This is a genomic window from Mesorhizobium sp. M4B.F.Ca.ET.058.02.1.1, from assembly GCF_003952505.1.
Lineage (GTDB): Bacteria > Pseudomonadota > Alphaproteobacteria > Rhizobiales > Rhizobiaceae > Mesorhizobium.
On the sequence record NZ_CP034450.1, the window covers coordinates 1,750,435 to 1,772,183 of the forward strand.

A 21,749-nucleotide genomic window follows, 5' to 3' on the forward strand; every position below is an offset into this window, starting at 1 on the left:
CGCGGCAAGGCAGTCGGGGATCCGGTCCGGATGGTGCAGCGGCCGGCTCCGACGGGAATGGTCCTTCATTCGATCCGGGACAGTGCGTCCCGCGCCCCGAAGGCATATCCGGAGTGTGACCGCGAAATGCGGCCGTAACAAGCCCGGGGCGTCGATTGCGCCCCTCAGGCTGGAGCGGACGTTGCTCCAGTATTTGTCCGTACGCAGTCCCGGACGGAAAACCGCTGCGCACTTTTCCTGGAATTGCTTCTAGCTTACGCAATCCCGGACGGAAAACCGCTGCGCACTTTTCCTGGAATTGCTTCTAGCTTACTTGAAGCCCCCGCTTCTCATATTATGGATTGCCCATATGACTGGTTCGTGATCGACCGTATGACCGAAATGCAACACGTCCACCCTAAGGTCTGCCCGCGATTTCCGGTGCCGGAACACCTTTGCGACGTGTCGACAAGGCGGCCCGGCACCGGCCAAAGTCACGCCCCTTGACCGCTTCGGCGGTTGGGACGAGCGTAGCGGCAGACTTTGCCTGGGGGACCCATGGATTCGAAGAAACTGCTGACCCGCATGATCCGCGCCGGCGCCGGCGAGATTCCCGCCGACCTGGTGGTCCGCAACGTGCGGCTGCTCGATGTCGTCACCGGCAGGGTGAGCGAAACCGACATCGCCCTCGTCGGCGACCGCATCGTCGGCACCCATGCGCGCTATCAGGCTGCCGAGGTGATCGACGGCCGCGGCCGCTTCGCCGTGCCCGGCTTCATCGACACGCACCTCCACATCGAATCCTCGCTGGTCAGCCCGCTCGAATTCGACCGCTGCGTGCTACCGCACGGCGTCACCACCGTGCTTTGCGATCCGCATGAGATCGCCAACGTGCTGGGCGTCGAAGGCATAAGCTATTTCCTCGACTGCGCCGAGCGGACCATTCTCGACGTGCGGGTCAACCTGTCGTCCTGCGTGCCGTCGACGGCGTTCGAGACCTCGGGCGCGCGGCTGGAGGCGGAAGACCTCGTCCCGCTCCGCGCCCATCCCAAGGTGGTCGGCCTCGCCGAGGTGATGAATTTTCCCGGCGTGCTCGCCGGCGACGAAGGCATGATCGCCAAGCTCGACGCCTTTTCAGACGGCCACATCGACGGCCACGCGCCGCTGCTCAGGGCCAGCGGCTCAACGGCTACCTGGCGGCCCGCATCCGCACCGACCACGAGACCACGACCGCGGCCGAGGCACGGGAAAAGCTCGCCAAGGGCATGGCGATCCTGATCCGCGAGGGCTCGGCCTCCAAGGACCTCGACGCGCTGGCCGAGATCCTCGACGCCGATACGTCGAGCTTCGTCGCGCTGTGCACCGACGACCGCAATCCGCTCGACATCGCCGAGGAAGGCCATCTCGATTCCTCGATCCGGCGGCTGATCGCCAAGGGCCGGCCGCTGCATCATGTCTACCGCGCCGCCAGCCATTCCGCGGCGCGCATTTTCGGCCTCACCGATCGCGGCCTGGTGGCGCCCGGCTGGCGTGCCGACATCGCCCTGCTCGACGACCTCGAGGACTGCCGGGTGAGCGATGTCGTCTCCGCGGGACGGCTGGTGACGCCGGAACTGTTCGAGACCCGAGGCACGGTGGCGCCGGTCGGCCTCGGCTCGGTGAAGGCGAAGCCGGTCACGGCGGATGCCTTCCGTGTCGAGGCCAGGGCGGGCCGCAACCAGACGCCGGTGATCGCGATCAAGCCCGGCCTGATCATCACCTTCCGCGAGGACGCCGCCCTGCCCGTCCTCGATCAGTGCCTGCAGGCCGACCCCGAGGCCGACATCCTCAAGGCCGCGGTGGTCGAGCGGCACGGCAGGAACGGCAATATCGGCAAGGGTTTTGTCCGGGGCATCGGCCTGAAGCGCGGCGCCATCGCCTCCTCGATCGGCCATGACTGCCACAACATCACCGTGGTCGGCGCCACCGACGCCGACATGGCGGTTGCGGTCAACCGGCTGATCGAGATGGGCGGCGGCATGGCGGTGGCCGACAACGGCGTCATCACCGCAGAACTGGCGCTGCCGCTGGCCGGGCTGATGAGCCTGGAACCCTTCGAGACCGTCACCCATGCCCTGCATCAGTTGCGCGAGGCGACGCGCGACATCGGCTGCACGATCCCCGAACCCTTCCTGCAGGTGGCGTTCCTGGCACTGCCGGTGATCCCGCATCTCAAGCTCACCGACATGGGCCTGTTCGACGTCGACAGGTTCGGCTTCGTCGAGTGAGGCGACCGGCACCTGCCGGCGCAGCAAAAGGCATGCGCTGTCGGGGCACGGTCGGGATCTAAATCCGTCCCTCACATCTCTCCGAAGTAACGAGCACGGGCCAGATCATCCGAGGGTGCCTCGGGTCCCAATCCGACGACATCCGGAACCCGCGTCGGATCGCCGGCAAAAAGCGCAAAGGCATGCTGGCGCCGCCGGTCGGCCGCCTCTCCGCGCTCGAACAGCAATGCTGTCTCCATCGCCTCCAGGCGTCGCATGCAGCCGTAGAAATCATCATGGTCGCCAGCGTAGGCCTCCGCCGCCGATCGCCAATCGGGGTTTTCGAGCAATCGGTCCCGCAGCAGCCGGACATCGCGGAGCGTCCGCGACAGCCCCCTGCCCCAGGCAGGGTCGGTGGCGGCCGCGGTATCGCCGACCAGAACAACCCCGTCGCGACTGGGCCTGTCGACCCATCGATGCGACCCGTCGAAGCTGGCAAACGGACCTGCCTGCCGTGCCCGGTCGAACCAGTGGGCGGGCGCGCCTGTCGCATGCAGCTGGCGTATCATCTCCTCCACCGAATGACGGCCGGAAAGGCGCTTCGGCAGAACATCCTTGTGGTAGATGAGATAGATGCGGTTGCGCCGGGGGGCAATTTTCATCGCGATTACCATGCGCCCGCCCATGGGATCATAGAAGAGATTGATCGTGTTTGCCCGCGGTGGGGCATTGCCGGCGAGAACCTCCGAACAATCGACGTCGCCCTCCAGGATCATGCCGGCCGTGATCAGCAGTTCGGGATCATGCCTCACCTCAAAGCCGAGAAGCGAGCGTAGACGCGAATCCCTGCCGTCCGCCAGAACGACCAGGCGCGCCGAGAGACCCTTTGCGTCGCTGCCGACGTGAACTCGTGGGACATCGCCAAATGTCACCGCCGAGACCACGCTTCCGCGCCTCACCTCCGTTCCCAGGCTCTCGGCATGTTTCAGCAGAACCGTTTGCATCTGCGGATGGGGAAACGTCATGCAACAGGTCCGGGAAGGCGTCGTCGCGATCAAGTCCCGCACAGCCTGCAGAGAGCCATCCCGGAATCTTGAATAGTAGGCCGCCTCGGTGGCGCAGCTTTCGAGAAGCAAAGCATAGACGCCCAGGCGCTGGGCCTCGAGACTTCCCCAGGGCATGAGAACCTCGCCGCGGATGCGGTCCCTGAATTCGTCCTGCTGTTCGACGATGAGAACGCGCGCGCCGCGACCGGCAAGGGCGATGGCCAGCGAGGATCCCGCAAGACCGCCACCAACAATGATCAGGTCATAGTCGGCGCCAGCGCCGTTGGGTAACGGCGTCCGGCCGTCTTCCCTCTCTGCCATGGCGGACTCCCAAAGTAATATTTCGTTTTTCTAATGTACTGTACCTTGCCTACAGCCACCACTTGAATTGCAACGATCACAAGGGGCTCGCCATCGAGGCCATCAGATCGGCAGTCGGCGAACTAGAGCTCTTTGTTTTGACGCAAATCCGGACGGAAAACCGTTTCACACTTTTCCCGGAATTGCTCCAAGCCTCAATCGTTGAGTTCGGCGGCTGCCGCGATCACCTCCGAGACGATTTCGAGCACATTGCCGTCCGTCGTCCGGTGGTTGACGAAGCACGCCCTGAGCGCGAACTGGTCGTGGACCGTCGCGTTCGACAGATAGACGCGACCGCGCGCGATCACGCGTCTCAGGATCGCCCTGTTGTCCTTGGCGCGATGACGGAAACAGACCGCGCTGAGCGGCACCGGCGCCAGAAGCTCCAGCTCCGGATGCGCCTCGACCGTCTCGGCCAGAAGCCGGGCATGGCGCAGGTCCTCGGCGATCGCCTCGCGAAAGGCGCGGCGCCCGTGATATTGCAGCGACAGCCAGAGCTTCAGCGCGCGGAAACGCCGCGACAGCTCGAACGACTGATCGAAGAAGGCGAAACCTTCCGTGGGATCCTGGCTCAGCAGGCCAACATAGTCGTCGCTGTGCGAAAACGTCCTGCGCGCGATGTCCGGGTGGCGATGCAGCAGGCAGCCGCAATCCAGTGGCTGATAAAGCCATTTGTGCGCATCGAGCGAGAGCGAATCCGCCAGCGCCAGCGAGTTGAGCGTCTCCGGCAGGGCCAGGGCCGCCAGAACGCCATACGCGCCGTCGACATGCAGCCACATGCCCTCGCGTCCGGCGATAGCGGCGATCTCGGGCAGCGGGTCGATGGCGCCGGAGACGATGGTGCCGACGGTGGCGACGATCGCGATCGGTATTCGTCCGGCCGCGCGATCGGCGGCGATGGCCGCCTGGAGGGCGTCCGGACGCATCCGGAACTGGTCGTCGACGGGAACCAGGCGCAGGTTCGCCCTGCCGATGCCGAGCAGCGCCACCGCCTTGGCAATGGACATGTGCACCTGCTCGGATGCATAGACCACGCCGCCGCGCACCCCTGTTTCATTGGCCGGCAACTTTGCTTCACGCGCCATCGCCAGCGCCATCAGGTTTGCCGCCGAGCCGCCGCCGCACAGGCTGCCGGTGAATCCGGCGCAGCCGACCGCCTCCGCCAGCCAACCGACGACGGCGTGTTCGATCGATGTCGCCGCCGGCGCGGATCGCCACGAGGACACGTTCTGATTGAGCACCGCCGCCAGCAATTCTCCCACCGCCCCCACCGGCTCGCCGGAACCGAAGACGTAGGCGAAGAACCTGCCAGCGGATGGTCGCGCATGCTCGGCGATCAACTTGAAGTCGTGCAGGACGTCCCGGCCCCTGCCCTCCTCGGCCCAGGGCCGCGAGAAGAGTTCGGTTGTCTCCCTGCCGCTGGTCGACGGATAGGCCGGACGGTCATCGAGCGAGGCCCAATAGGTCGTGGCGAGGTCCATCGCCTCGTCCGCCAGCCGCGACAAATCCTGATTGGAGATTTCGAGCGCCTTCATAGCCTGCCCCCTTGATGCATGCGAAACCACTGGACTTGATTAGCACAAAACCGGCATCGCCACCGGCAAGGGTTTTCCGTCAGACCGGCAGCGGCGGATCCGCCGGCTCCCCGGGATCATGGCCGGCAGCCGAACGGATTTCGGTCAGCGACCAGATCTGCCGCCCATCGCGGAAGTTCGCGGGATCGAGCCAGGCCTCGAAGGCGGCGCGGCGGGCCGGCCATTCGCTGGAAAGCATCGAGTACATGCAGATGTCGCGCGGCTTGCCCTTCAGGAACAGGCTCTCGCGCAGCATGCCTTCATAGACGAAGCCGAGTCGGTCGGCCGCCTTGCGCGAGCGCTGGTTGGTCGAGGTGCAGGTCCATTCCAGGCGCCGGTAGCCGAGATCGTCGAAGACGTGGCGCAGGATGAGGTAGAGCGCTTCGGTGGCGAGCCGCGTGCGCTGCAGCGGCGGTGTGTAGAGCACATAGCCGAGCTCGACGACATGATGCGCGGGTCGCGCCTCCATCAGGCAGAGCCATCCGAGCGGCCCGCCATCGGGGCCATCGACGGCGAAGAAGGCGCGCTTGGGATCGGCCACCAGGACGGCGACTTGCTCGGCGAAGGCCCGTTCGGTGGCGAACGGCCCCACCTTCATGTCGACCCAGGTGGCGTGCGTGTGCTCGTCATGCGAGAGCAGGTAGAGTTGTGCCGCATCGCCCGCGGCGTCGAGCGGCCGCAGCCGCCCCCAGCGGCCGGCAAGCTCAATGGCCAAGGGAACCGGCGCATCACCCGGCGTGACCTCGTTCGGTTTCAGCTTGGATGACATTGTCTCGCATCTCTTTGTTTTGAGCAGTTGCGGACGGAAAGCCGTTTCACGCTTTTGCTGGAGTGCTCTAGTTCCAGTATCGGAACATCCTACCCATTCTGTTCGGCATGACGAAAATCTCCTCCGCGTGGGAAAAGCCGGCATCCCGCCCCATGCCGAGCCATGTGGCGGCGGTTTCCGGGAAATCGGCCAGTAGCATGTGCCGTTCCATGGCGGCGAACTCCTCGTCGGAAACGGCCGACCATTCATCGCGCAGCAAGGAGAAGCGGGCGAGCCAGGCGGCGCGATCCTCTCCCTCGAAAAGCGCTGGCTCCCAGATGACGAAGAGGCCCATCCCTCCCAGGGCCCTGCGGGCGTGCCGCATCAGCCGCGCCTTACCCTCGGTCGGCAGGTGGTGCAGCGACATGCCGATCCAGATCACGTCGACGGGCTCCGACCACGTCGCCATCGCATGCGCGAAATCGCTGCAACGCAACTCGACCGGGCAAGGAAGGATATCGAGCTCTCGAGCCGCCAGCCGCAGCGATGCCTCGGACAGATCGATGCCGACATAGTTGCCGATCGTGGTCGTCCTCAACGTCGCAGCGGAGGCGCCGGCATCGCCGCACGCCACGTCGAGAAAGCGGAACGACGCAGGCGCAAGCTCCGTGAGCACGTCACGCAGAAGGCGATAGACCTCGCGATGGAACATGAGGTTTGCATCCACGATCCTGCGATAGGTATCAAGCTCCCTGTTGAACATGTCCTGGGAGCCCGTTGCCTCGCTCCCTGTCGTCGCCGGCATGCCTTCGCTCGATGTCACGATGCCCTCCATGGAAGGTCGATGGGATGCCGCTAGGCAGCGGCACCTGCTGCGTAGAGATGCAAGGCGCGGAAGACCGCCGTGTGGCCAGGGGTCGCGATGCCGAACTCGATGCCCAGCTGGTGCATCCGCCCGGACAGCCAGGCGACCTCGATCGGCTTTCCCCTTTCGAGATCGTTCGCCATCGACGATTTCACATGCGGGGGGAATGCGCTCCACCTGGTCGTGACGCGCCGTTCGAATCCCTCGGCCAGCGGATGACCGGCGGCCGCGGCAATCGCCATGCCCTCGTCGCGCAGCTGCTCGATGAAGATGCGCGCCTCGGGGTCGTCGAGGATCGGACCGATCCCCGAACGCATCAGCGACGTTCCGCCGGAGAAGGCCGCCAATGTCACGAACTTCTCCCAAAGCACATTGTCGATGTCGGCAACCGGCTTCAGCTCCAGCCCGATAGCCCGATCGCACAGCGCCTGAAGTTCCTTGATGACAGGGTCGCGGTGTCCGCCGACGAGGATGTCACGCAGCCCGCCCGCGTGGACGACTTCTCCGGGCTGCTTGATGAATGCGGACAGGTAGGTGGCGCCACCGATCACCCTGTCGCCCGGAATATGGCGGCGGAGAATGCCGACGCTATCGATGCCGTTCTGCAGCGTCACGACGCGCGTGTTCCCGCCGATGAGCGGTCCGAGCGTGGCGGCGGCCTTCTCGCTGTCGTAGAGCTTGACCGCGAAAATCACCAGATCGACGGGACCGATGTCGGCCGGCGCGTCGCTCGCAGACACATTGGACAGCAAGATGTTACCGAGGTCGCTTTGAATGCGCAGGCCGCTCTGGCGCATTGCCTGCAAGTGGGCACCGCGAGCAATGAAGCTGACCTCGCCCCCCAGCTCGGCGAGCCTGGCGCCGACATAGCCGCCGATGCCGCCCGCTCCCATCATTGCGATCCGCATGCCGTCCCCTCGACGCCCGCCGCCGCGATCGGCCGCACGAAGCTCCCACCGACCAGGTCAATATTAGCATTTCCTTGAATACACAGCCAGCCGGACCGGGGCGGATATTCGGCGGCAAGCAGATCGCGACTAGCCGCTGTCGGGCACGATCTGCATGATAACCTGGCCGGGCGTGATGACGCCTGGACAGCAAGCGACCCTAAGCGCTTTCGGCCTGCCTTACTCCCTGAAGGCACGGCTGATCTGGTCCTGCAGCGGCTTGACCAGGTAGGAGAGCACCGTGCGGTCGGCGGTCTTGATGAAGGATTCAACCGGCATGCCGGGAACCAGCTTGACCTGGCCGAGGCGCGCCACCTCCGCGCTCGTGGTGGCGATGCGCACGGTGTAGTAGCTGATGCCGGTGCGCTGGTCGGTGGTGGTGTCGGGCGAGGTGCGTTCGACCGTGCCGTTGATCTGCGGCGTGGTGCGCTGGTTGAAGGCCGAAAAGCGCAGCGCCGCCGGCTGGCCGACGAAGAGCTGGTCGATGTCGCTCGGCGCGATCCTGGCCTCGATCGCCAGGCTGTCGCTGTCGGGCACGATCTGCATGATAATCTGGCCGGGCGTGATGACGCCGCCGATCGTGTAGGCGATCGACTGCTGCACGACACCGTCCTGCGGCGCGCGGATGTCGATGCGCCTGAGCTGGTCTTCGGCGGCGACCTTGCGCTCCATCAGTTCGCCGATCTTGGCGTCGATCTCGCGCAGATCCTTGTTGACCTCGGTGCTGAGATCGAGATCGACCTGGATAATCTGCAGGTTGATCTCGGCGATCCTGCCTTCGGCCTGCGCCAGCGCCGCCGTCAGCTGGCCGCGCTCGCCGTCGAGCCGCGTCGCCTCGCGCTCCATCGCGGTCAGCCGGTCGATGGAGATCAGCCGCTTCTTCCACAGCGCGCGCAGGCTGACGAGTTCCTCGCCGACAAGCTCGATCTCATGCGACTTGGCATCGGCCTGGGCTGTGTCGCCGCTGATCTCCTTGCGCAGCTGCTCGATGCGCTCCCTGAGCTGGCCCTTCTGGCCGGAGCGCGCCGCCCGCCGTGTCTCGAAGAGCTGCTTTTCGCCGGCGATGATCTCGGCCACCACCGCATCGCCGCCCCGGTCGAGCAGGGCCTTCGGAAAGGCGATCTGACCGGCGCCCTGGCGCTCTGCGTCCAGCCGCGCCTCGCGCGCCGACAACTGGTCGAGCGCCTTGGTGACCACGGCGAGATTGGCGGCCGGCATGGTCGGATCGAGGCGCACCAATAGCGCGCCCTGTTTGACGCGGTCGCCGTCATGGGCGGCGATCTCGCCGACGATGCCGCCGGTCGAGTGCTGGACCTCCTTGACGTGGGAATCGACGACGAGAACCCCCGACGCGATGACCGCCCCAGAGATTTGCGTCAGCGCGGCCCAGCCGCCGACGCCGCCGACCAGCAGCGCGACCGCGCCGAGGCCGAGAAGCGTGTGGGCGCGAATGGACTGGTGAGAGGTGGCGCGCATCCCTCACTCCCCGGCCGCCGCGGCGCCAGAGCGCGGCGGCTCCTCGGTGGCGAGCCTCAGCCGCGGCACGCCGGCCACCGTTGCCACCGCCGGCTGCGGCCGCGGGAACAGCCGGGCGAGAACGTCGTCCTTGAGGCCGAAAGCCTGGATGCGGCCCTGGTTCATCGCGAGGACGAAATCGACGGTGGCGAGCGCGCTCGGCCGATGCGCCACGAGGACGACGATGCCGCCGCGCTGCCGCACCAGGAGGATCGCCTGGAACAGCGCCTGCTCGCCCTCGGCGTCGAGATTGGAGTTCGGTTCGTCGAGCACCACCAGGAAGGGATCGCGATAGAGCGCGCGGGCGAGCGCGATGCGCTGGCGCTGGCCGGCCGAGACCGCCTCGCCGAGCTCGCCGATCTCGGTCTCGTAGCCGTCGCGGAAGCCGACGATGAGATCATGCGCGCCGGCGGCCCTGGCGGCGGCGATGACCAATGCCGGATCGGCGTCCGGCTCGAAACGGGCGATGTTCTCGGCCACCGTGCCGGCGAACAGCTCGACGTCCTGCGGCAGGTAGCCGATGAAGCGGCCGCGATCCTCCTGCGACCACTGGTCGAGGTCGGCGCCGTCGAGCCGGACCCGGCCCGCCGCAAGCGGCCAGGCGCCGACCAGCGCCCTGACCAGCGTCGACTTGCCGGAGCCGCTCGGCCCAATGATGCCGACGGCATGGCCGGCCTCGAGCGCGAAGCTCGCCTCATGCACCAAAAGCCGCTGGGTTCCTGGCGCGGCGATGCTGACGATCTGCATGAAGATATGACGGGCAGGCATCGGCAGGGCGGTCGGCCGGGCGTCGGCCGGCATGGCGGCGAGCATCCTGTTCAGCCGCTGCCAGCCTTGCCGCGCGGTGAGGAACCCCTTCCAGTTGGCGATGACCAGGTCGACCGGGGCCAGCGCGCGGCCGCTGAGGATCGAGGCGGTGATGATGATGCCGGCCGTCGCCTGCTGCTCGATCACCAGCCAGGCGCCGACGCCGAGCATGGCCGATTGAAGAAGCATGCGCAGCATCTTGGAGACGGCGCCGAAGCCGCCGGCAATGTCGCTGACGCTGCGCTGCTCGGCGAGATAGTCGCGGTTGGCCTCCTCCCACTTTGCGGCCATGCGGCCGCCCATGCCCAAGGCCGCGATCACCTCGGCATTGCGGTTGCCGGCGAGCGTCAGGCCGTTGCGCACGATGCCGGTCTGCGTGCCTGACGTGACCGGCTTGCGCGTCAGCCGCTCGGCATAGACGGTGAGCAGCACCAGCACGATCGCGCCGACCAGCGCGGTCAGGCCGAGAAGCACGTGGAACATGAAGATGATGGCCAGATAGAGCGGCAGCCACGGCAGGTCGAACAGCGCGGTCGGGCCGCTGCCCGACATGAAGGTGCGCACGCTGTCGAGATCGCGCACCGGCTGCATGTTGTCGCCGCCGCGCCCAAGCTTCAGTGGCAGCTTCAGCACGCTGGCGTAGACGCGGGCACCGAGCGCCTCGTCAAGCGCGGTGCCGATGCGTACCAGGATGCGGCCGCGCACGAAATCGAGCACGGCCTGGCCGGCATAGAGGATGGCGACGAGCAGGCTGAGGCCGATCAGCGTCGGCACGCTGCGGCTGGGCAGCACGCGGTCGTAGATCTCGAGCATGTAGATCGAGCTCGAAAGCATCAGCACGTTGAGCACGCCGCTGAACAGGGCGATGGCGGCAAAGGCCGAGCGGCAGGAGCGCATGGCGGCTGCGAGTTCCGAGCCCGGCGGCCGGGTGCCGGGCCTTGCCGTCGGACGCCGCACGACACCGGCAACGGCGTCAGCGCTGCCGGGCGCACGCAACAAGGCAAACGCGCCGGCGCCCGCCAGCGCCGGTGGGATCAGCCAGACCCAGGCCGGCAACGCGCCAATCGCGCCGGCCAGGGCGAGCAGAATGGCGCAGGCGATCAAGCCGAGACCGGGAAGCCGCGCCTGCGCCAGATCGAAGATGGCGGAACCCTTTGCCATGCCAATTCACGCGGCAACGCAGCAGAGAGGTGCCGGCCGAAAGGCCGGACGCCAGCTCATTTGATGCCCGTCAGGCCTCCCACCTCATGCAGCGTCAGCCAGAACTGGTCGAGCGTGTTGGGATGCTCGTCGATGATGGTGGTGCCATTGAACCAGCCGACGTTGCCGCCCGGCCCCGAGGTCACCAGTTGATCCTGGTTGAACCACATCAGCGCGTTCTTCAGACCCTCGCCATTGGCTTCCTGGCCGCCGTTCCAGTCGGCAATGCCGGATGCCGGGTCGATGACGTCGACATATTTGTTCCAGGCGATCGAGCTGGTCTTCACCGCGGGGCCCGCCAACGCCGTGCCGGCGCCGTTGGTGTCGATGAAGCCGTCATTGTTGCTGTCGAGATTGACGCCGAGGCTCGCCCAGGCGCCCTGGCCCTTCAGCCACATCACAGCTTCGTCGATCAAGTTGAAGGGCTGCGCCACGCCGTTGTCGATGTTGAGCTGGGCGGCGATCGCCTGCTGCAGCATGATGACGCGCGCGTCGCCGCTGGTCGAACTTGATTCAATGGATTTTGCCAGGGAGATTGAAATCCACAGGTTGTGGTCGTCGTCGACCAAGCCGTTGTGGTTCGCATCCCCAAGCAGCAGGTATTTGCTCTCGTCGACGCCGACGGTGGCTGGGTCGTCGACGCTCGGGTTGACGTCGAGACTGGACAGGACGCCGCTTTTGACGGCGCTCTTGGTGGGATTGCCTTCGTTGCCGGGGATGTTGTCCCAGGCGTCGGTATGACTCCCCCAGAAGCCCTGCGTCAGCGCCTTGTTGGAGTAGCCTTCATAGTCGCTGCTGTCGGTGGCGCTCGGCGTGCGCGAATGGCCGGCCGTATCGGTATAGGCATCGGTGGTGGCGGTGGCGTTGTTGACATAGCCGCCGAGCTGCGCGGTGCCGGTGGCCTGGTAGTGCCAGGTCTCGCCGACGTCGAGCAGGCCGTTCTGGTTGGCGTCGCCGGAGTTGAAGCCGCCGGAGAGGATCGCCGCCGGATGGAAATCGTCACCAATGCCAGGAGTGCCGTTGTCGTCGGTCACCACCACGTTCGACAGCGCGACGTTGCCGTCGTTCTTGACGTCGTAGGTCCAGGTCACCGGCTGGCCCTGGAAGATGTTGAGGCCGTGATCGACGCCGTTGGTCTTCTTGTCCAGCGTGATATGCGGGTCGGCGCCGAAATAGCTGGAGGGGTCGGTGTCCTGAGGCGTGGCGGTATGCCCGGCATCGTCGGTGAAGGAGCCGGAGGCGGTGCCGATATTGCTGTAGTCGCCGATGCCGGCGACGCCGGTGCCGGTGTAGACCCAGGCCTCGGTCAGGTCGAGCTTGCCGTCCTGGTTGGTGTCGCCAACATTGAAGCCGCCAACGAGGTCCGGCGAAACCACCACGCCCTGGTCGTCGGTCACGTTGATGCCCGACAGCGCGACGTTGCCCAGGTTGGTCACCGTGTATTTCCAGGAGATCGGCTCGCCGGAAAGGATGCTGATGCCATCGCCCGAGGCGGTGTCGTCGACCGTCACCTTGTCGATCTTGATCTGCGGGTCGGCGCCGAAATAGCTGGAGGGGTCTGTGTCGCTGGGATTGGCGGTGTGGCCGGCATCGTCGGTGAACGAGCCGGAGGCGGTGCCGATATTGCTGTAGCTGCCGATGCCGGCGACACCGGTGCCGGTGTAGATCCAGGTCTCCGTGAGGTCGAGCTTGCCGTCCTGATTGGCGTCGCCGACGTTGAAGCCGCCGACGAGATCCGGCGTAACGACTACGCCCTGGTCGTCGGTCACATTGATACCCGACAGGGCGACATTGCCCAGATTGGTCACGGTGTACTTCCAGGAGATCGACTCGCCGGCCAGGATGGTCAGCCCGTCGCCCGACGTCGCGCCGTCGACCGTAACCTTGTCGATGTCGATCTTCGGATCGGCGCCGAAATAGCTGGAGCCGTCGCTGTCGTTGACCGTCGTGCCTCCGCCCTCGCCCGACACGGAGCCGATGTTGGAATAGTCGCCCTTTACGGCCGTGCCGGTAGCCGTGAAGATCCAGGTCTCGTCGGTGTCGAGCTTGTTGTCATGGTTGAGATCGCCGACATTGAAGCCGCCGCTGAGCTCGGGCGAGACGATCACGCCCTGGTCGTCGGTCACGACGATGTTCGACAGCGCCGTATTGCCAGTGTTGGTCACCGTGTACTGCCAGCTGATCGGTTCGTCGACCAGCACGACCAGGCCGTCGCCCGACGCAGCGCCGTCGATGGTGATCTTGTCGATGGCGATCGCCGGCTGGTCCTCGGCGCCGCCGCTGAGCGTGGTGGTGCGCCACTCCTCGAAGCCGCCATTCGACCCCGAGAAGCTCGAATAGAGCGTCACGTAGGAATCTGCGGTAACGCCGGCATCGGTGAAGGCGGTGACCGGGATAAGCACCCGGTAGTCGTCCGTTCCCGAGCCGTGGTTGGCGTCGATCAGCGCTTGCGTGGTGGCGAGATCGAAGATCGAGGTGAACCCGGCAAAACCGGCGTTGTAGTCGGCAAGCGTGGCGTCGGCACCGGAGATGTAGATCCTCAGGTCGGTCAGCGAGATCTCGCCGTTGGTGGTGTTGTTGCTTTCGTTGAGGTCCAGCCGGAATTCGATGTAGTCGGTGCCGCCGACATTGATCGGCTGGAGATCGCCAAATTGCAGGCTGTGCGTGAAGGAGGCCTTGTTGTCGAGCACGTTGCCGTTCTGATCGGTGTTGAAACCCTCCTCGACGCTCGTCGCCTGAATGCGCAGAAAGGAATCGTAGTTCCCGGTTCCCGATCCGATGGTCGTTGCTTCGAGAAGCACGCCGCCGCCAATGTCCGCCATGTTACTTCCTCCACAAAGTTGCGCGGTCGGCGGCCGAGCCGCCGTCCCCTAGACCCAGTCTGATCGCGGCGCCGGCGCCAAACGTCCGTGGTCCGCGCAGCGCGGCCCTGCCGGCAAGCGATCGTTGCATGAAAAAACGGTGGCGGCTTTGGACGCGGAAAAGACCGGCGAGGAGTCCCCTTCGCCAGACACAACACCCCCCGGATGGCGGGACAGGCCCGCCGTCGGACTGACTGCTATACTCACGCCCTAAGCCCCGAACCCCACGCGGTCATCAGCAACCGCTTGGACGTTAATATTTCCCAAACCATACTTTGCAGGTTGCAGTGAGCGCGTCCATATAACCCCGGTTATAGGAACCATCACGATGTCGCCATAAGTAAAATTCGGCGATCACGCGAATATATCTTTTCGAGGATTCTCGCTTTTCCTCGAAGGGGGTCGCGACGTTTGCTCAAGCCGCCAGAGTTTTCCGCGCGCTTCGTTGCGTCGCAAGAACAAAGGCCTGCATCGGCAGGGCGGCTCCTGAGCTTTTCCGTCAATCGCCTCGCATCTTGCTAAGGCACCCGGCCTGGGGTTAACTAAGTAGTTGCTAATATTTGTGCGACCACGCTACTTCCGTCGGCTTGGTTTCACGCTGGGGGTGCAAGCCGCGATCCCGTATCGATTCCGGCATGACAGGAAGCGTCCCGTTTTGGGCACGCAGGGGAGAAGTCACCGTGACCGAACACGGACCAGGGGCGGACTGACGATGGTCGCGACAATCCTCGTCGCCGACGATCACCCGCTGCTGCTGCACGGGCTGACCAGCCTGATCGCCCGCGATCCCGGCTTCAGGATCGTCGGATCGGCGCAAAACGGCACGGCTGCAATGGCGATGATCCGGCAGGAGAAACCGGATGTCGCCGTGCTCGATCTCAGCATGCCCGGCATGAGCGGGCTCGAGGTCGCCGCCGAGATCGGCAGGCAGGGGCTTGCGACGCTTTGCGTTCTCCTGACGGTCGGCGCCTCGCAGGCCCAGCTTTATGACGCGGTCGCGGCCGGCGTTGCCGGCATCGTGCTCAAGGAAGCTGCTATCGACGCGCTCTTGAGATGCCTCCACCGGGTCGCCGCCGGCGGCCGCTGGCTGCCCGCCGAGCTGGTCGGCGAGGCCATGCAAAGCGAGGCGGCGCGCAGGACCAAGTGGCATGACCTGTCGTCGCGGCTGACCAGCCGCGAGTTGGAGATCGCCCGGCTGGTCGTCACCGACAGGCCGAACGGGCAGATCGCCTTCGATATCGGGATTTCGAAGGGCACGCTGAAGATCCACATGAACAACATCTATCGCAAATTGCAGGTCTCCTCGCGGGCCCAGCTTTTGCAGCTCGCCGCCGGCCAGATCGGGCCAGAGGCCCGGAGCGGACGCACGGCAAAAGCCGATTCCGCCGCCGGTCCGAGACTGTTGTCGCGCCCGGCCAAATGAAAACCCGCGTGGGCCGCACAAAGGTCGATGTCGCAAACGCCGCGCTAAGCCTATAATCTCCCCAGCCAGGGAGAGGTGGTGCGATTGCTCGGGACTTTCTTGGGGGGATATTTGCAGCGCTGGGGCAGGCTTTCGCTCGCCCTGCAGTTCTTCATTGCCGGCGGCGTCGGGCTGCTGGCGGCGATGTTTGTGGTCGGGCTGTGGGTCACCTCGCAGATCCGCGAAGGCGTGATAACCAATTCCGCCGCGACCACGGCGCTCTATGTCGACAGCGTGATCGCGCCGCTGCTGCCCGACATGCGCAAAAGCCGCGAGCTCGGCGACACCGTCAAGCGGGCGCTCGACGAAACGCTTGGCCAGGGCGCGCTCGGCAACCGGCTTGTCTCGTTCAAGCTGTGGCGGCGCGACGGCACCATCCTCTACGCCAAGGACCCGACGCTGATCGGCAAGACGTTCGAGCCGAACCCACACCTCATCGCCGCTTTCGCGGGCAATGTCGTGGCCGAGTACAACGACGTCTCAGACGATGTCGAAAACAGGGGCAACAAGACTTTCGCGCAGCCGCTGTTCGAGATCTACAATCCGGTGCGCGAGCCCTGGTCGGGCGAAGTCGTCGCCGTGTCGGAATTCTACGAGGTTGCCGACGAATTCCAGGCGACGCTGCGGGCAGCACTTTGGTCGAGCTGGCTGGTGGTGGCGGGCGCCACGGCGGCGGCGCTGACGCTGTTGTCCGGCATCGTCTTTCGCGGCAGCCGCACCATCGAGACGCAACGCGCCGCGCTCGAGGCCAAGATCGCGGAATTGCAGACGGCGCTGTCGCAGAACTCGTCGCTGCGTCAGCGCGTGCAGCGCGCCTCGCGCCGCGCCACCGCCATCAACGAACGCTATCTCAGGCGCATCGGCGCCGACCTGCATGACGGGCCGGCGCAGCTTGTCGCGCTCGCCGCGCTGAGGATGGACAGCCCGATCCTGCTTGATCCCGCCGCCTCGAGCGAGTTGCGCGAGGCCGAGATTTCGGGCATCCACAAGACTCTCGGCGAGGCGATGCGCGAGATCCGCGGCATCTGCAACGGCCTGGTGCTGCCGCAGATCGAAACACAGGCCGTACCCGACATATTGCGGCTTGCGGTGAAGGAACACGAACGCCGCACAAGCAGCAGGGTGGCGCTGACACTTCCTGCCCGCTTGCCTGAACTCGGCACTTCCGAGAAGATCAGCATCTACCGTTTCGTCCAGGAAGGGCTGAACAATGCCTGGCGGCACGGAAAGGGCAAGGATCAGGCGGTGCGGGCCAGCATGAAAGGCGGCAGGCTGATGGTCGAAGTGATGGACGGCGGACCCGGCTTCGATCCGGGCAAGAGCGAAGGGCTCGGGCTTGCGGGCTTGCGGGAACGAATCGAGAGTATCGGCGGGCAGTTCGAGACGCTGTCCGGGCCGCAAGGCACGCGATTGGTGATTACATTGTCTGTCGAGGAGCAGCCGTGACCGGAACCATCCGCATCGCCATTGTCGACGACCATCCCCTGTTTCGCGAGGGTGTCGCGCGCAGCCTGGGCGAAATCGGCGGCTTCGCCGTTGTTGGCGAAGGCGCCAGCGCCGAGGACGCCGAAAGGCTGGTCCAGACGGTTGCGCCCGATGTCCTTCTGCTCGACATCAGCATGCCTGGTGGGGGGCTCAACGCCGCGGCCACCATCCTGTCCGGCCACCCCGGCCAGAAGATCGTCATGCTGACCGTGTCGGAGACCAATGCCGACGTCGCCCAGGCGCTCAACACCGGCGTGCGCGGCTATGTGCTGAAGGGCGTCGGCTCCAAGACGCTGGCCGAGATCCTCAGCGACGTCGCCGCCGGCCAGAGCTATGTCTCGCCAACGCTGTCGGCGAGACTGCTGTCGGACCTCTTGCAGCCGGCGAGTCGCAAGCCCGATCCGCTCAGCCAGCTCACCGGCCGCGAGGCCGAGATCCTGCGGCTGGTGGCGGAGGGCCTCAGCAACAAGGAGGTCGCCGCCAGGCTTTCGCTGCAGGAGAAGACGGTCAAGCATCACATGACCAGGGTGCTGGCCAAGCTCAACGTGCGCAATCGCACGGAGGCGGCGCTGCTGATGCACGAGGCGAAGGAAAGAGGGCAGTAGGGGAATAAGGCAGTAGGGAACAGGAAATTGTAAAGGCCATGGAGCACACGGCTCCGACTGCCCTACTGCCTCAAAAAATCACCCCCGTCCTGAGGGCGGGGGTGGGTGAGGCACAGAGAGGGGGTAGTTCCGTGCCCTCACAAGGCCAAGAGGCGCGCCAGATCCTCAGGCGTCGCCTTGCGCTCGATGATGGTTCGGCCAAAGGCATCCTCCATCTCGAAGCGGCCGTTCTGGATCTCTTCCTTCATTCCGTCGGGATGGATGACCTTGATAGTGCTGCCATTGATCTCGACCTTGTCTCCGGTCGCCGCGTTGACGTGGCTGTTATGATTGGCGCTGTTGCCGCGGTTTCCGTTATTGTTGCCTGAATTGTTACCGCTGTTGTTGCTGTTGCTGCCGCCGGAGCTTGAATTGCCCCCACTGTTGCCATTGCCGCCGCCGCCGTTCCCGTTGCCGCCGCCGCCATTGCCGCCATTGCCATTCCCGCCGTCGGCATAAGCCAAGGCGGGAACGATCGTGGCGGCGCCGTAGAGCTTGACGTGGCAAGGCGCGATCGTCAGCGCCAGCGCCGTCGAGATCAACAGGGCAAGTCGGCTCAGCCGGTTCAAGGACAGTTTTGGCACCCTTCTCTCCCCGCCGGTCTTCTGCGCGGTCTGACAGACCGCGGCCGGCACGATTGAGAAGCAAAGAATCCATGCAAGCGCACGCGCACGAAAGCGGCCCACGACCCATGCCTTGCCGGTTCAGACCTTTTTTGCCGCCTATGCCGGACCTATGTCGCACGGTCGGCGCAATGCCGCCAGGCGCGACAGCGGCAACCGCAAACCGGGGCCGGTTGACGGCGCGTTAACCAAGTCTCTTGGAAAGCGGGGCGCAATTCTCTAGAACTATAGCGCGTGAAAAACACAGGACCGCGCCAACGAACCGCGATGCGCCAAGGGTCGCCCGGCAGAAATGCAAGGCGGACCCCAAAAAAATACCCCCGCCAGTAGGCGGGGGCAAGGTGAGCACGGAAGTCCTGTCAACCGATGATCAAGAACCGAAGAGACGAAGCAAAAGGTGGCAACCTGATTTTGCAGCGCTGACCTTCGGTCCCGAAAAGATCACTCCAGATAGAACCTCGCTCTCACAAACCATTCAAAAACTATTCAGTCGCGCCACATCGGCCGCGGTTGCCGCTCTTTCGACGATGGTGCGCCCAAGCGCGTCCTCCATCCTGAAGCGGCCGTTTTCGATTTCTTCCTTCATACCGTTAGGGTGCGTGACCCTGATGTTCTTGCCGTCGATTTCGACCTTGTCGCCGGTTACGGCGTTTACATGATCGACAGAAGCATCGCCGGCCTTGCCTTTACTGTTTCCCTTGCCGTTGCCGCCGGCGTTGCTGTTGCCGCTGTTTCCGTTCCCGCTATTGCCGCCGCTGTTTCCGTTCCCGCCGCCGCTATTACCGCCGCCGTTTCCGTTCCCGCCACCATTGCCGCCGCCGTTTCCGTTCCCGCCGCCGCCCTTGCCGGCATAGGCCTTGTTGGTGGCGACACCATCGACCGAGAGGTGAAAGGGTGCAAAAATCAGCGCCAGCGCGGCGAAAACGCGCAAGACAAGCCAGCCCAGTTGGCCCATGCGCGGTACGCGCATCCCACTCTCCCCTTGCCGGTCAACCGGCGCGACAGCTAGCCGAAAACCCCAACGGCATTGTCGATGAGAAAGCATTCACAAATCGCGGGGCTTCGCGAAAGTGGCCCACGACCCTTGTCTTGCCTCTTCGGACTTTTTGCTTGTCTGATATCAGACTTAGGTCTTAGTTCAACCTCAAGATGTAGTCCTTGCACAAGGCCTCGCAAGGCGGATTCCGGGACAGAGACGGCAAAACCGGCGCCGCCATTTCGTGCTGGCGACGCCGCCCTTGGGAGCAGGCACCCCACGGCCGGCCGCGAACCGGCAGAATCGCGGAATCGCGTTCGACAAGTGGCTGGAAGCCATGAGGGCAATGGGGCAGCCGAGCATGTTGCCCGGTGGCATGTTCTGGCTCCGCCGTTGGCTGATGGGCAAGCGCGCAAATCGGCCTGCGCGCGACGGAAGGTGACGAGAACTATGACGGCCAGCAGCAATTTCTCCGGACGCCCGCCGCGCTGGCGAAAGACCGGCGGCTTTCAGGCATGGCCGTGCACGCGCCGCTAGGCTGTGCCCGACCTGCTTTTGGCGGTGCGGCCTGCCCTTTTCTCGATGCTTTCGAGCTCGGCGGTGATCTCTTCCCGCGAGCCGTGCTCAAGACCGACAACGTCGTTTCTCGCGGCATCCAGCGCCACGATGATTTCGTTGAGCTTGGCCTGTATGGCCGAGGTGTCGCGATAGTTCTGGATCAGCACCACTCCCGTCAAGGCAATGGCGGAAATCGACAGGATGTAGGTCCCGACCGTCGAACTCGCCACGAGCGCGCATAAAAGCGCGGCGGCCAACATGACATAGAACCCCGGCGGCTTCGAAAAGAACTCCGCAAGAAAGTAAAGCGGCCGGTCCATGGCGCGTCTCCCATTGTTGCCTTCAATGCCCCAATGGCGGTTCGGTTGCCTCGGGAACAAAACGAAAGGCGGCAGATTAACGCTCAGGCCGGCGTGCCAAGGAGATCTGCCATGGGCCTTTTCGGAAATACTTTTCCTGGCCTGATCGGAAAGCAGCCGCCGGCCGGGAAGAGCGGCGAAATGCGCAATGCGACCGGTGCCGGCCCGGCGATCGCCGCGCATTCCAAGGACGCCAAGACATTCCAAGGACGCCAAGACAAGGGCGGCCGCTGGTCAGAACCGCGCCGCCGCGCGCAAGGCGAAGACCGGGAGCTGGCTGCCTTGACGACGTGGCGGGAGCGGTGGCCGGTACGCGGGACATCGAGGCGTTGATGGCGATGATCTGGGCCTTGTTGAAAGAGAGCGCCACCGGCTTCGTCAACGACAATGCCTTGAGCCGGGGGCAGCTCTCGCCTTCTATGCCGCAACCTCGCTGGCGCCCATCCTGCTGATCGTGGTGGCAATCTCCGGGATCGTGGTCGGGCACCAGGCGGCGGAACTTGCACTGTCGGCGCAGATCTCCGGACTGATGGGCGCGCAGAGCGCGGAGCTATTCCGCGCCACGCTGGAGTCGGCGTCGAACCAGACAAGCGGAACATGGGCCGCCATAGTCGGACTGGTCACGCTGCTCGCCACCGCATCCGGGGTTTTCGGCGAGATGCAGCTCGCGCTCAACACCATCTGGAAAGTCGAGCCAACCGACACGTCCCTGTCGAGAATCGTGCGGGCACGCGCCGCAAGCCTCGGGCTGGTGGCCGCGTTGGGCTTTCTTTTGCTGGTCTCCTTGATCGCCAGCGCGGCGATCTCGGCGTTGGCTGCGACGCTGAATGCGTATCTGCCGTTTGGCGAGGCGATAGCCAGCGTGCTGAACACGATCCTGTCGTTCGTTCTGACGGCGGTGCTGTTCGCCGCCATCTACAAGCTTTTGCCGGATCGGTCGCTGGCGTGGCGCGATGTCGGCCTTGGCGCGCTGGTGACGGCGGCGCTTTTCACCGTCGGTAAATCTGCGATCGGCTGGTATCTGGGCGCCAGCACGATCGCCTCATCCTACGGCGCCGCCGGCGGCCTGATCGTCACGCTGCTGTGGGTCTATTATTCTTCGCAGATCTTCCTCTTCGGCGCCGAGTTGACGCGCGCCTATTCAATCCGCCGCGGGTCGAGGCCGGACATGGGTCCCGTCGTGGCGCAGGACGCTGCCGCGAACAAGGCCGTCACGGCCGCCGAAACCGAGCCACAATCGCGAGGCGTCACCTGGGTCTCGATCCTGGTCGCGACCTGCGCCGGCTCAATCCTTGCGCTCATGCTCGCTCGGGAGCGCCGCGCGGATCCATGACCGCGCCGCCAAATACTGTCTCATTGCGAATGGCGTGCTGAAGGAGGCGACCGTCGCCACGCCTCCGGTCCGCGCGACAACATATGTTATAGCTCGATCGGCGGGATGCTCGTAACTTCGGCTCGCTTTGCATGTCTGGGCGAGCTCGGCGAAGAGGCGGC

The 21,749-nt window shown here is 65.0% G+C and carries 15 protein-coding genes and 1 pseudogene; 5 read left to right on the top strand and 11 right to left on the bottom strand.

Annotated elements, in window-relative coordinates; all coding sequences use genetic code 11:
- The first annotated feature begins 537 nt into the window (after positions 1-537).
- A pseudogene (gene ade, locus EJ073_RS08975) lies at positions 538-2,246 on the top strand (adenine deaminase).
- A 71-nt stretch (positions 2,247-2,317) separates the two neighbouring features.
- Here ade and EJ073_RS08980 read toward each other — a convergent pair.
- From EJ073_RS08980 to EJ073_RS09015, 8 genes are all read right to left on the bottom strand, one after another.
- The gene (locus EJ073_RS08980; protein WP_126055402.1) at positions 2,318-3,592 is read right to left on the bottom strand and encodes an NAD(P)/FAD-dependent oxidoreductase; all 1,275 of its coding nucleotides are present in this window, start codon (positions 3,590-3,592) and stop codon (positions 2,318-2,320) included.
- A 194-nt stretch (positions 3,593-3,786) separates the two neighbouring features.
- Positions 3,787-5,166, bottom strand: a complete 1,380-nt coding sequence (locus EJ073_RS08985; RefSeq protein WP_126055403.1) for an aminotransferase class V-fold PLP-dependent enzyme — start codon at positions 5,164-5,166, stop codon at positions 3,787-3,789.
- Positions 5,167-5,245: 79 nt separating this feature from the next.
- Positions 5,246-5,974 (bottom strand): GNAT family protein, encoded by a 729-nt coding sequence (locus EJ073_RS08990; protein WP_189375199.1) that lies wholly within the window; start codon positions 5,972-5,974, stop codon positions 5,246-5,248.
- A 67-nt stretch (positions 5,975-6,041) separates the two neighbouring features.
- The gene (locus EJ073_RS08995; protein WP_189347333.1) at positions 6,042-6,776 is read right to left on the bottom strand and encodes a class I SAM-dependent methyltransferase; all 735 of its coding nucleotides are present in this window, start codon (positions 6,774-6,776) and stop codon (positions 6,042-6,044) included.
- Between the two features lie 32 nt (positions 6,777-6,808).
- Complete coding sequence (locus tag EJ073_RS09000) at positions 6,809-7,726, bottom strand: 2-dehydropantoate 2-reductase (RefSeq protein WP_245455514.1); 918 nt, start codon at positions 7,724-7,726, stop codon at positions 6,809-6,811.
- A 219-nt stretch (positions 7,727-7,945) separates the two neighbouring features.
- The gene (locus EJ073_RS09005) at positions 7,946-9,241 is read right to left on the bottom strand and encodes an HlyD family type I secretion periplasmic adaptor subunit (protein ID WP_126055406.1); all 1,296 of its coding nucleotides are present in this window, start codon (positions 9,239-9,241) and stop codon (positions 7,946-7,948) included.
- A gap of 3 nt (positions 9,242-9,244) precedes the next feature.
- Positions 9,245-10,984, bottom strand: coding sequence for a type I secretion system permease/ATPase (locus EJ073_RS09010; RefSeq protein WP_127399838.1), 1,740 nt, complete (start codon positions 10,982-10,984; stop codon positions 9,245-9,247).
- Between the two features lie 320 nt (positions 10,985-11,304).
- The gene (locus tag EJ073_RS09015; protein ID WP_126055408.1) at positions 11,305-14,109 is read right to left on the bottom strand and encodes a hypothetical protein; all 2,805 of its coding nucleotides are present in this window, start codon (positions 14,107-14,109) and stop codon (positions 11,305-11,307) included.
- A 751-nt stretch (positions 14,110-14,860) separates the two neighbouring features.
- On the opposite strand from EJ073_RS09015, the gene EJ073_RS09020 reads away from it, so the two are divergent.
- The 3 genes from EJ073_RS09020 to EJ073_RS09030 all read left to right on the top strand — a co-directional run bounded on the left by EJ073_RS09020 (position 14,861) and on the right by EJ073_RS09030 (position 17,700).
- Entirely contained in the window at positions 14,861-15,571 is a 711-nt protein-coding gene (locus EJ073_RS09020; RefSeq protein ID WP_126055409.1) for a response regulator transcription factor, read from the top strand.
- Between the two features lie 111 nt (positions 15,572-15,682).
- The gene (locus tag EJ073_RS09025; protein ID WP_245455515.1) at positions 15,683-17,056 is read left to right on the top strand and encodes a sensor histidine kinase; all 1,374 of its coding nucleotides are present in this window, start codon (positions 15,683-15,685) and stop codon (positions 17,054-17,056) included.
- Positions 17,053-17,700: a response regulator transcription factor gene (locus tag EJ073_RS09030; RefSeq protein ID WP_126055410.1), complete on the top strand. Its 648-nt coding sequence runs from the start codon at positions 17,053-17,055 to the stop codon at positions 17,698-17,700. The genes EJ073_RS09025 and EJ073_RS09030 overlap by 4 nt, the downstream gene beginning before the upstream one ends.
- A gap of 137 nt (positions 17,701-17,837) precedes the next feature.
- Here EJ073_RS09030 and EJ073_RS09035 read toward each other — a convergent pair whose 3' ends face one another.
- The 3 genes from EJ073_RS09035 to EJ073_RS32920 all read right to left on the bottom strand — a co-directional run bounded on the left by EJ073_RS09035 (position 17,838) and on the right by EJ073_RS32920 (position 20,438).
- Positions 17,838-18,323, bottom strand: coding sequence for a hypothetical protein (locus tag EJ073_RS09035; RefSeq protein WP_245455516.1), 486 nt, complete (start codon positions 18,321-18,323; stop codon positions 17,838-17,840).
- Between the two features lie 514 nt (positions 18,324-18,837).
- Positions 18,838-19,332 carry a hypothetical protein gene (locus tag EJ073_RS09040; protein ID WP_126055411.1) on the bottom strand — a complete coding sequence of 165 codons (495 nt, stop codon included), beginning with the start codon at positions 19,330-19,332 and terminating at the stop codon, positions 18,838-18,840.
- Positions 19,333-19,871: 539 nt separating this feature from the next.
- The gene (locus tag EJ073_RS32920; RefSeq protein WP_348627250.1) at positions 19,872-20,438 is read right to left on the bottom strand and encodes a low affinity iron permease family protein; all 567 of its coding nucleotides are present in this window, start codon (positions 20,436-20,438) and stop codon (positions 19,872-19,874) included.
- Positions 20,439-20,697: 259 nt separating this feature from the next.
- On the opposite strand from EJ073_RS32920, the gene EJ073_RS09055 reads away from it, so the two are divergent.
- On the top strand, positions 20,698-21,588 hold the full coding sequence (locus EJ073_RS09055) for a YihY/virulence factor BrkB family protein (RefSeq protein ID WP_348627267.1): 891 nt from the start codon (positions 20,698-20,700) through the stop codon (positions 21,586-21,588).
- The last annotated feature ends 161 nt before the right edge of the window (positions 21,589-21,749 follow it).